This window comes from Flavobacterium tistrianum, assembly GCF_003254545.1.
Taxonomy (GTDB): domain Bacteria; phylum Bacteroidota; class Bacteroidia; order Flavobacteriales; family Flavobacteriaceae; genus Flavobacterium; species Flavobacterium tistrianum.
The window spans coordinates 1-11,645 of the sequence record NZ_QJRH01000044.1 but is presented as its reverse complement, the minus strand read 5'-3'; the positions used below and the strand labels follow the sequence as shown (position 1 = coordinate 11,645).

Annotated in this window: 4 protein-coding genes; 2 read left to right on the top strand and 2 right to left on the bottom strand. The window is 37.4% G+C overall.

Annotated elements, in window-relative coordinates:
• Both DMB71_RS00305 and DMB71_RS00300 read right to left on the bottom strand, forming a co-directional pair.
• The coding region (locus DMB71_RS00305; protein WP_162614736.1) for a DUF7948 domain-containing protein at nucleotides 1-1,261 on the bottom strand (1,261 nt) is incomplete at its 3' end.
• A 285-nt stretch (nucleotides 1,262-1,546) separates the two neighbouring features.
• On the bottom strand, nucleotides 1,547-4,843 hold the full coding sequence (locus tag DMB71_RS00300; RefSeq protein WP_162614735.1) for a hypothetical protein: 3,297 nt from the start codon (nucleotides 4,841-4,843) through the stop codon (nucleotides 1,547-1,549).
• A gap of 516 nt (nucleotides 4,844-5,359) precedes the next feature.
• On the opposite strand from DMB71_RS00300, the gene DMB71_RS00295 reads away from it, so the two are divergent.
• On the top strand, nucleotides 5,360-6,991 hold the full coding sequence (locus tag DMB71_RS00295; RefSeq protein WP_239452879.1) for a T9SS type A sorting domain-containing protein: 1,632 nt from the start codon (nucleotides 5,360-5,362) through the stop codon (nucleotides 6,989-6,991).
• 185 nt (nucleotides 6,992-7,176) lie between these two features.
• The coding region (locus DMB71_RS00290; RefSeq protein ID WP_111362695.1) for a DUF6443 domain-containing protein at nucleotides 7,177-11,645 on the top strand (4,469 nt) is incomplete at its 3' end.

Genomic DNA, 11,645 nt, shown 5'->3' with positions numbered 1-11,645 from the left:
AGCTGTCTAAACTGCTTTTGAATGAAGAAATGTCTGCGATGTTTTCTTTACTGTAAGTAGCGCCTACAATGTATATGTTTTCATTGGAGTCAAGGGTGATGCTTTTAACATCATCATTCAATTGCCCACCATAATAAGTGCCCCATTGCCTAACTCCATCTTTGTCAAATTTGGCTAAAAAACCATCCCAATAGTTTCCGTGTGCCTGCTGATGGCTGCCGGGAGTTGCTATATTATTATCGCTCATTGTCGAGCCGCCAACATATACATTATTATTATCCGAAACGACAATTTTAAATATATCTTCTGATTTGCCGCCTCCGTAATATGTTGCCCATAACCTTGTTCCATCGGAATTAAATTTCGCAAAAAAGCTATCATAGGAGGCGTTTAATGAGCCAATACTGTTTTGATGGGCTCCATTTGATGCGATGTTTAATTTGCTGAAAGTATTGCCGCCTATGTAGCTGAAGTTGTTTTTAGTAAAAACTGATGCGACAAAATCTGCCCCTTCCCCTCCATGATAGGTTCCCCATAAACGAACAGGCACAGGATCAATAATCACAGTTTTATTGAGAATCTTGCCTCTAGCGTTAAAACCATACATATTGTTGGAAACCTGATCATACGTAACGTCTATTTTTCTTTTACGATTGTTTTCTTCTATCCAGCTTTCAGGGAGTATTTCTTCCATGATTCCAAATGCAGTATAGATTTGAATTTTATTGTTTTTTAAATTAGTCCGAGCCCCCTTAAACTTTAATTTTATATCTGAAATTTTTCCTTTAGGATGTATAATAAAGTTATATTCGACTGCTTTTTTTGCATCTTCAGGCACGGTAAAAACAATATCGATATGAGGATAGATATTTTTATATACGACATTCCCGTATTCATGCACTCCAATAACTCCATTTGCATTGCCCGGTACATTGTAGTAATTGCTGAAGTCTTTTGATTTGTGGGAGGCAATAAGTTTTGCATTGGGAGCAGCATTTATAAAATCAACATCAATTCTGTGGAGCTGGTAATCTGTGTTAGATTCTGATGCTGCGATATTATTCATATCTGACAAAGGAGGCATTTGATCGGCTCTTCTTTTTTCGTACACGTCATAGGAAAAACCATTTTTGCGCAATTGAATGTTTAACCCGTTCATCGTCAATAAAAATTTAACATCATTGTTTGGTTTGCCATCCTGATTCACGATCTGGCCTTTGTTTTCTTTAAAACCTTTGGACTGATTTACATGCTGAGACATGGCAGAGCAATAAAAAAGGATCGCAGCTGTAAATAAAATTTGCTTCATGGTAAGATTTAAGGGAAGTGTAAATGTAGTTAAAAGTTTACAGAAATTAACAGTGGTAATGCGTGGTATTATATTCTTTATCTAATAAATCAAGTATTTGAACTTAACGGATTTTTAAGTTTTTTAACTGGCTTCTTTACTGAATGCAATTTAAAAAAGCCTGAAAAAATATATTTCAGGCTTTTTGTAAATTTTTTTTTAATAAATTTTAGATGCTTGGCAGTGAATAGTCTAATGCTAATACCTGTAATTATATTTGTTTTCCGAGATGATTTTATTGTCTTGATCTCTTGTCAGCACTAAACGTCCAAGCCTGTCATATTCAAATTTTGTTGTCATGCCTTTTGGATCATTAATAGAACTTACTCCTATACCGAGCTTATAGGTATAGGTGGTTGCAAATGAATTGGAGGGCAGAAGCGCTCTGAATCCCGAAGGCACTTCAGTTAGAGACCTTATCGCTTCATCATTCATGCCTAAGGCAGTTTTAACCTGCTGGTAGGACATATTTTCTATTTTTGCAATTGGATATATTCCATTGTATCCCCAGATATAGGTGATGTCAATTCCATTTTCCTGTTTCTGCTGCAGCAGATTGCCATTGGTATTGTCAAGCTCCACTATTCTAATACGGTTTTCTAATGGAGCGTTTCCTTTAGAACTCTGGATAATTTCAGGCTGAATCAATTGGTTTCCCCAATCTTTGAATATTTTTTTGCTTTCTGAAATTTTATTCGATTTGACAAAGTTTTGGGTTTTAATAGGGATCAATCTGTTAGCCGCAACCAAATTGCTCATTAAGGGTTCGGCATCCAACTCACTGTCTCCTGGATAGAAGTACCTGCTTTCCAAGGTTTCTCCTTTTGACGAAGTGGTTTTTTGGCTGCTTAACTGCATATGCATTGGATTATTATAGTTAAAACTGGTGCTGCTAACCACTGTGCTCTTGACATTGTTAGACGCATCATAGAATGTTTCGGTAATAGTTTTTGATTTTAAATAATGCCAAGGGATTACATATCTGTATCCCATATTTTGGAAAGGGACTATGTTTGGGGGTGGCCCATTAACATTTGGGCAGGTTATGAATTTTTCTCTTGTGAAAATTTTTATTCCTGAAATAGTTGTAGTTTTTGAGGTGTCTTCAAAATAGGCGTTCTGTTCTTCCTGCAGTATTTTATTGTTTGAATTGTACACTTTTTTGCTTAAAAGGTTGCCTCGCAGCCAGTCAAATTCTATATTTATGGAGCCATCCTGGCTATTGTAAGAAGGGGTAAAGTCATAATTATATGCAGTATATCCATTTTTGAGAACATTTGTATAATCAATATTTTCTTCTTTTACATCCGTATAGTATACTTCGTTCATTAAAAAATAAGGGGATTGGCCACTGTATATCGTGTTGTAGTCAATTTTCCAGAACGTTCCAAACTGACTTCCGCATCTTATTTTCTCATAGGTTCTAAAGGTTTCAGGGTCAAATTTTCGAACAGCATCAAAAACCAGCCTGCCGCTGCTTTTGCTGCCTTGGTCGGGAATAGAATATGTATATGTTTTTTTGGTTGCAAGCGTCAAATTATCGGCATAATTTTCTATTGCGGAGATTCTTAACCCTGGGCCTAATACATTTTTTGGAATATCATCTACTTTAATGTAAATCAATTGAAGATCTCGGACACTCATTTCTTGGCCAAAAGCCTCAATATAGACCGATCCCGAACCGCTTAGATTAACGGATTCATCAAAAGCCATAGAGGAGCGGACTTTTGAACTGTCAAAAATAGGGGTGTTGCTGCCATTTTTATAAACCCTAACTCTGGCATATTGATATTTGTTTAAGGTTAAATTTCCTGTATAGTTAATTTTAAAAGCAAGTCTGGCACTTGCATCAATAAGGTCATATTTAATTTCATTGTAAACAAAACAGCTGTCGCAATCTTCTTCTAAAGTGCTAAGGGGAGAGCCTTTTCCTTGAACTACATGCGAGTTTTCGATAACTTCTCTGTTTCTATTGAGTTCATCTACGCCAAAATAGGAATTGGATTCATAAATGAACTTTGTTTTGCCTTTAGTAGGATATTGTATTTCGGTAAGGATTCCTGCTTGTGCAGCATCTGCATTCACATCACGATTAGCAGAACCTAAAGTTACTTTTCCATTGTTAAGCCAAATATGTTGTCGCGGTACTAGAGTAAGGTTATTGCTTGCTCCATTGTAATAGCCCCAAGCATCCATTTCTTTGGAATTTTTTGACGGAAGAGTGGTGTCAGAATATGTAAACTTTGTAGCTATGTTGTCGTCGATTAGATCATTTACCGCTAAAAGCTTTAATCTTTTGCGAACATACTCTAATTCTGTTCCCCCAGGATCGAAATAGCTGTAGGTTAGTTCATATCCTTTACTGTCAGCAAAAACACCATTAACCTTGTTTTGGATTTTTATGAATTTTAGATAGGCAGGAACTACATTTTCAGTAGGAAAACGGGCCTGATCCAATAAACTTGGAGACGCTAAATCTAGTCTTCCGGATTGTGCAACAAACAAAATTCTGAAATCTTTATAAGTTATAGAACTAAGTTTGTATGTTTTGGTAGAGTTAATGGAATTTCGTTTTATGGAACCAGTCATTATTTCTGTTTGCGGAGCTCCAGGACTACAGTCACTGTAAGTTTTTGAAACGATGATCTGATCATTTGTACTGGTATTGGAATGCCAGCCGTCATTTGTATAGGCAAAATCGATGGTATTGTTGGATGGTGTTTTTATCTGATCAACATACCAAGCCGTAGTATAGTAATTGGTGTCATGTTCCACGCCAACTGATTTTGAAGTTTCTCTCGTGCTATTGAACAGGTATACATTGCCCTGGGGATCGGTAATCTTGAATTGTCGATTATGTTTGTTTTCTGAAGTTTCCACCTTAAAAGCATCAGGAGGATAGATTAAAATTTTGTTTGCATCTTGGACATCTCCAATAATAAACTTTCCTTGTGCGGTTGGCGAGCTGAAATGATATACATCTTTAATCCAGGAATTATTTCTAAGACGCGATATTTCATAATTGCAATAGTCCCATGGCGGTGTCTGGTTTAACAAGTTGGACACTGCATCTAAATCAGGCATAGTTTCATCTACTGTTTCGTCGGGACTATCCCTAGCATCAAGGGTTATTTGAGCTCCTGCCTGCAGGGTCCATCCTAATCCGACCCAAGTGGCTTCCTGGTTAACTTTGATGCCTGAAGGATTGTAGTTAAGCGAGATCGGAAGCTTATAATCGCCTGCTTCTAAAGTGTGTAGTGGCACTGAAATGTTGGCAAGCCCTTTAGCGAAATTAACATTATAGTCACCGTATTTTTGGAATGCCTGCGCTTCGGGCGATTTAGGCATGAAATCAGAGATTGTGGTCCAGCTATCTTTTTCGCCAGTCTGGGCTGATAGCAAATTACAGCAGATTACCGCCGTAAACGCAGTTGCAATTCTGTTTAATGTGTTTTTATCAAAAAGTTTTTTCTCGGCTTTAATTTTATAATTCAAAATCTCCAATGTTTTTTAGGATAAATATGTTTGGTAAAAATCCGACAAATTTAATTTTTTTAACTACTGTTCAATGTTTTTTTTAAAATATTTTTTCTTTTTTTTATTTAATCCCCATGTTTGCTGACAGAATTAGTGTATTAATGAAGAATTAATTCATTTTAACGAATATTTAAGCAGTAATGATGAAATGTTAAAATTAGCATTCATTAATTTTTTTTTAGAGTTATTGTTTGCGGTTTTTTATTGTTAACGACTATTTTTTTATTATTCACGAAAATGGGCAATCGTTTATTTTCGTATAGGGACTTGTGTTTTATCGCTTGCCTCCACTGTGTTTTTTTTAAAGTATTTTTTTTAATCTTTGGTTTTTTATTAGACACTAGTTAAAAATTTACGGAATTTCTTATAGAATTTAATAAAAAAACTATTAGTTTCGCCTCCGAATTTTAAAAAAGCAAATACAAATCCTACGAAATGAATATGAAGGAACTTTACTTTCCATTACTTTTTTTTATGTCTTTTTTTGCCCGTTCTCAAGATATACTTTGGGAGAAATCTTACGGAGGCACACATGCTGATTACCTTTTTGATGCCCAACCGACAGCTGATTATGGTTTTATTTTGGCTGGAAGCTCGCTTTCAAACAAAACAGGAAACAAAACAGAGGACAATCATGGAGACTTAGATTTTTGGGTTTGGAAGATGAAAGAAAATGGAGAGCAGGATTGGCAGAAAAGTTTCGGAGGCACTGGCTTTGATTTTCTTCAGAGCATTAAAAATACTAGAGACGGCGGGTTTATTCTTGCTGGAAGTTCCAGCTCTTCAAAGGGTTTTCAGAAAAAAGATCCTTGTAAAGGGCTTTCTGATTTCTGGGTCATAAAATTAAACGCCGCGGGAGACGAACAATGGCAGCGAACAATTGGAGGAAGCGGTCAGGATGAATTGCTCTGCGCTTTTCAGACAAGAGATGGAGGCTATATTCTTGGAGGATCTTCAAGTTCAAGCCCAAATTCGATTTCTGCTTCAAAATTGGATGAAATCTCTTTTGCGGCAGATATCTATTCTAAATCTGAAAAGTGCAGAGGAAGCATGGACTACTGGGTTGTCAAATTAGACAAAGAAGGCCTTATTCAATGGCAGAAAACTTATGGAGGCCAATATTCTGATATTTTAAGAAGTATGGAACAGACTTCGGATGATGGTTATATTCTTGCAGGATACTCTAATTCTCCTATTTCTGGCGACAAAACAGAAGCAAATAAGGGCGTTGGCGATTATTGGGTTTTGAAAATAAATGACACAGGAATAATCCAGTGGCAGAAAACTTACGGAGGTGATGGAGATGACCAGCCTTACGTGATTCATCAGACTAAAGACGAAGGCTATATTTTAGGAGGAAATTCTAACAGTTCCAATGCATTGACAACAGAAGGAGGCATCGTTGCCAACGGAACAGATTACTGGATTCTTAAGTTGGATAAAGAAGGGGGAGTAGTATGGAGCAAAACTTTTGATTTTGGTAAAGTAGATATTTTAACCTCGCTTGTTGAAAATGAAGATAATACTTATTTAATTGGAGGGCATGCCCGCAATTCAGGGCCAAAATCTGGAGGTGGCAGTTTAGTGTCAAAAGCAGTCGGAATGGTTGCCAAAGAAAAAGACGGCATAAACGATTACATAGCTTTAAAAATTAATGATGAAGGTAGTGAAATCTGGAATAAAAGTGTTGGAAGCGGTGGCGAAGACATACTTCGCAAACTGATTGAAACCAGAGATGGAGGATATTTAATGGCTGGGACTTCAAATTCGGGCTCTTCAAAAGATAAAAATTCTAACATTGGGTCTAATGATTTCTGGGTTGTCAAGCTTAAAGATAAAGCAAAAATAGAAAAAGTGAAATCAAGCATTGAAGCAATTCCTAATCCTGTTTCCACTTACACAAATGTTATAATCGGATATGATTTTAAAGAAGGGACAGCAGCTGTAGTGGATATGGCAGGCCGTACACTTCAGTATTTTTCAATTTCAGGCAGAACAGTCCCTGTAGACTTAAGCCGATATGCTGAAGGGGTTTACATTATAAATGTAAAAACGGATGTTAGGACTGACTCGGTTAAAGTTATTAAAAGAATAACGGGCAGATAATTGGCAAAAAAACTTCGAAGATCCAAATTTTTAGCTAGCTCAATACAGTTCAGTAAATACGAAGATCTGCAGCAATCAATCAAAAATACATACAACACCAAAGCTTTTTCAAATAGCAATTCTTTATCTCCATATATTTTAGGAATGGAATGGTTTTAAAATTGTAAAGCTTAAGATAAAATTTTATGAAAAGAAAACTATTCTCAGCAATATTATTAATTATTGTAAATTTTTGCTTTGGGCAAGACGCAAAATCTGGCATGACTACTATGGCAGGATCTGGGGGAGGTATTGCAACATACTGGTATATGGATTTTGATGGAGATGGATTTGGGGAGAAGGGGCTAGAATACCAGCCTATTAAAAGTGTTAATCAGCCCGAAGGTTATGTAGATAATAATGTTGATTTGGACGATAATGACCGTTATATCACCAATATCCCTCCGATTATGTATTATCTGGATCAGGATCTCGATACTTTTGGAAGCACTCAAGGTCGCCTCTATAGTGTAAGGCCCAGCATATATTACGTTACAAATAATACCGACTGTAATGATAACGATGGAACGATTAATCCTAATACAAAATGGTATCGTGATTCAGATGGAGATACTTACGGAAATTCATCAATTGTTCTGACCCAATGCTTGCAGCCAACTGGATATGTCAGAAATGCGTCTGATTATGATGATTCTACAGGAAACATTATCAATATTGCTCCACAATATTTTTATCAGGATAGAGATGGAGATAGTTTTGGCAATCCTTCAGTAGCGGTATACTATAGTTATATGCCCGCTGGGTATGTTACCAACAGCTTAGATTGCAATGATGGTCTTAGGGAAATTAATCCAAATACCTATTGGTATCGTGATGGCGATGGCGATACTTTCGGATCGGGAGAAATCTATGTAAAAACATGTTATCAGCCAGAGGGGTACGTTCTCAATTATGAAGATCAAGATGATAGCACCAGAAATATAACCAATATTCCTCCTCGATATTATTCCCGAGATTTTGATCGTGATGGATTTGGGGATCCGCTTAACACTGTTTATTATAGTGTAGCTCCGGCAGGATATGTTGACAATGCTCTTGATTGCAATGATTTTGATGATACGGTTAATCCCAACAAAATCTGGTATCGCGATGTAGATCGTGATGGTTATGGAGTTGCCTCGGTAACGACAAAAAGTTGTCAGAAACCGGAAGGCTATGCGGACAATGCAACTGATTATGATGATTCCACAGATAATATTACCAATATTGCCCCGCAGTATTTTTACAGAGATTATGATACTGATACTTTTGGAGATCCTGCAAATTATGTGTATTATAGCCATATGCCTACAGGTTATGTTGCTAATAATTTAGATTGCAATGACTTCAATAAAATGATTAATCCCGAAACAAAATGGTATCGCGACTTTGATAAAGATGGTTTTGGAGATAATAATGTAGTACTGTTGAGCTGTCTGCAGCCAGATGGATATGTTAGCAACAATGCGGACTGTAATGATGCTGTTACTTCGCTTAATCCAAATTCAGTTTGGTATCGAGATACGGATGGGGATGGATTTGGATTGGTTTCATCAACAGTTATCGGCTGCACACAGCCGATAGGCTATGTGTCTAATGGAGCAGATTATGATGATAGCACCGGAAATATAACCAATATTCCTCCTCGATATTATTTCCGAGATTTTGATCGTGATGGTTTTGGGGATCCTCTTAACGCTGTTTATTATAGTATGGCTCCAGATGGATATATTGACAATGCTCTTGATTGCAATGATTTTGATGATACGGTTAATCCCAACAAAATTTGGTATCGCGATGTAGATCGTGATGGTTACGGAGTTGCCTCAGTAACGACAAAAAGTTGTCAGAAACCGGAAGGCTATGCGGACAATGCATCTGATTATGATGATTCCACAGATAATATTACCAATATTGCCCCACAGCATTTTTACAGAGATTACGATACTGATACTTTTGGAGATCCCGCAAATTATGTATATTATAGCAATATGCCGACAGGTTATGTTGCTAATAGTTTAGATTGCAATGACTTCAATAAAATGATTAATCCCGAGACAAGATGGTATCGCGACTTTGATAAAGATGGTTTTGGAGACAATAATGTAGTGCTGTTGAGCTGTCTGCAGCCAGAGGGATATGTTGACAACAATGCGGACTGTAATGATGCTGTTATTTCGCTTAATCCAAATTCAGTTTGGTATCGAGATACAGATGGAGATGGATTTGGATTGGTTTCAGCAACGATTATCGGCTGTACGCAGCCGATAGGCTACGTGTCTAATGCAGCAGATTATGATGATAGCACCGGAAATATTACTGACATAGCTCCGCAAACATTCTATCAGGATGTAGATAAGGATGGTTTTGGAAATCCTGCTTCAAGTGTGTTCTACAGTAAAATTCCAGATGGTTATGTAATTAACAATTTAGACTGCAATGACGGTGATAATACTTTAAATCCAGATACAAAATGGTATGCTGACAATGATTCAGATGGTTTAGGAGATCCGTCAAATTATGTTCAGCAATGTACAATGCCGACTGGGAAATTTGTGCGAAACAATACAGATAATTGTCCTTTTGTTTTTGGCACCAGTTCAGATTGCAATAATATCATTGCACCTTCCGACCAGAATTATGTTATTAGTAAAATTTACAAAGAACCAACTGATGCTGTTTTAGAATCTCCCTCATTGGAACAGGCACAAACCAGTATTACTTATTTTGATGGGCTGGGAAGACCTGTGCAAAAAATTGCCAACAGGCAATCCACTGCCGGTAAGGATATTATCACTCATATTGGCTATGATAATTTAGGCAGAGGGTTTCAGGAGTATTTGCCGTATGAATCATCTTCGGCTAGTATGGCATTTGAAGCCAATGCGAAGGATAATGCTGAAGCTTTTTATAATACAGATAAATATGATAATACTTCTAATCCATATTCGCGAAAAGAACTGGAGTCTTCTCCGCTAAACAGAGTTTTAAAGCAGGCAGCGCCTGGAAATCCATGGATAATGGGCAGTGGGAACGAAATAAAAATGGAATACCAGAGCAATCTTGAAGCTGATGCGGTAAAACTTTATCAAGCAACGGCATCTTGGGATGAAGGTTCAGGGTTCTATGGTATTTCTCTTTTAGATGAAGGACATTATTATCAAGAGAACCAATTATATAAAAGCATTACCTATGATGAGAACACATCGCGCAGTCCTGTCGAGGGATTGGGGTCTACCGTTGAGTTTAAAAATAAAGAAGGACAGATTGTATTAAAACGAACCTACAACGGAGGAGACAGGCATGATACTTATTATGTATATGATGTTTACGGAAACCTGACGTATGTAATTCCGCCAAAAGCCGAAGGAACCATTAATCCGGATATCTTGAATGGTTTGTGCTACCAATACAAATACGACAATAAAAACCGTCTGGTAGAGAAAAAACTTCCAGGCAAGCAATGGGAGTTTATTGTTTATGACAAACTGGACAGACCGGTTGCTACCGGACCGGCATATTCTCCTTTTAAAGACGAAAATGCCTTAGGATGGATTATTACAAAATACGATGCTTTCAGCAGGCCTATTTATACAGGCTGGAGCAGCCAGACATCAAATCCTGCCACGAGAAAATCTCTGCAGGACGCACAGAATGCTGCGACGGTTTTATTTGAAACAAAACAGACTTCTGGAACAATTGACGGAATCGAAGCGCATTACAGCAATGTCATAGCGCCGACAAGCTTTAAGCTTTTAACCGTTAATTATTATGATGATTATGCATTTCCAAACGCACAGGGACTTCCGACCTCAGTAGAAGGGCAGCCTATCCTAGCAAATGTAAAAGGTTTGTCTTCGGGAAGCTGGACAAGAGCGGTGACTGCATCTTCTTCAACAGCAGGCGAAACCAGCACAATATTTTATGATGATAAGGCAAGACCGGTAAAAAACTATCTTCAAAACTATTTAGGAGGTTATGCTTCAAGCGAAAGCAAGCTTGATTTTACAGGAAAAATACTCTATACAGTAACAAAACACAAAAGAACTTCTGGCAATCTAGAGATTGCGGTAAGAGAAGAATTCAGCTATTCTCCTCAAGACCGTCTGCTTACTCATACACATCAGGTAAATGGCGGAACAGTAGAACTTTTGGCTGACAATACTTACGATGCCTTAGGTCAGCTTGTAAGCAAGAAAGTGGGAAATAGCGTTGGAAACCCGCTTCAGAAAGTGGACTATAAGTATAACATTAGGGGCTGGCTGAAAGAAATTAATAAAACAAGCAATCTGCAGCAGGATACAGACCCTGTCGATTTATTTGCCTTCAAGATCAATTACGAAACCACACAGACCGATATATCAGATGTAAGGGCGCTCTACAATGGAAACATCTCAGAAACATTCTGGAAAACGGCTTCCGATTTAAACGAAAGGGCTTATGGCTATAAATATGATAATCTGAATCGTCTTACAAATGCCGTATATGAAAAGAACGGTATGACTACAAGCGCCTATGACGAGAATCTGTCTTATGACAAAAACGGAAATATAATGAAGCTGATCCGCAAGGGAGATTACGACCCTGAAGTAGGCAATCTAGATATGGACGATTT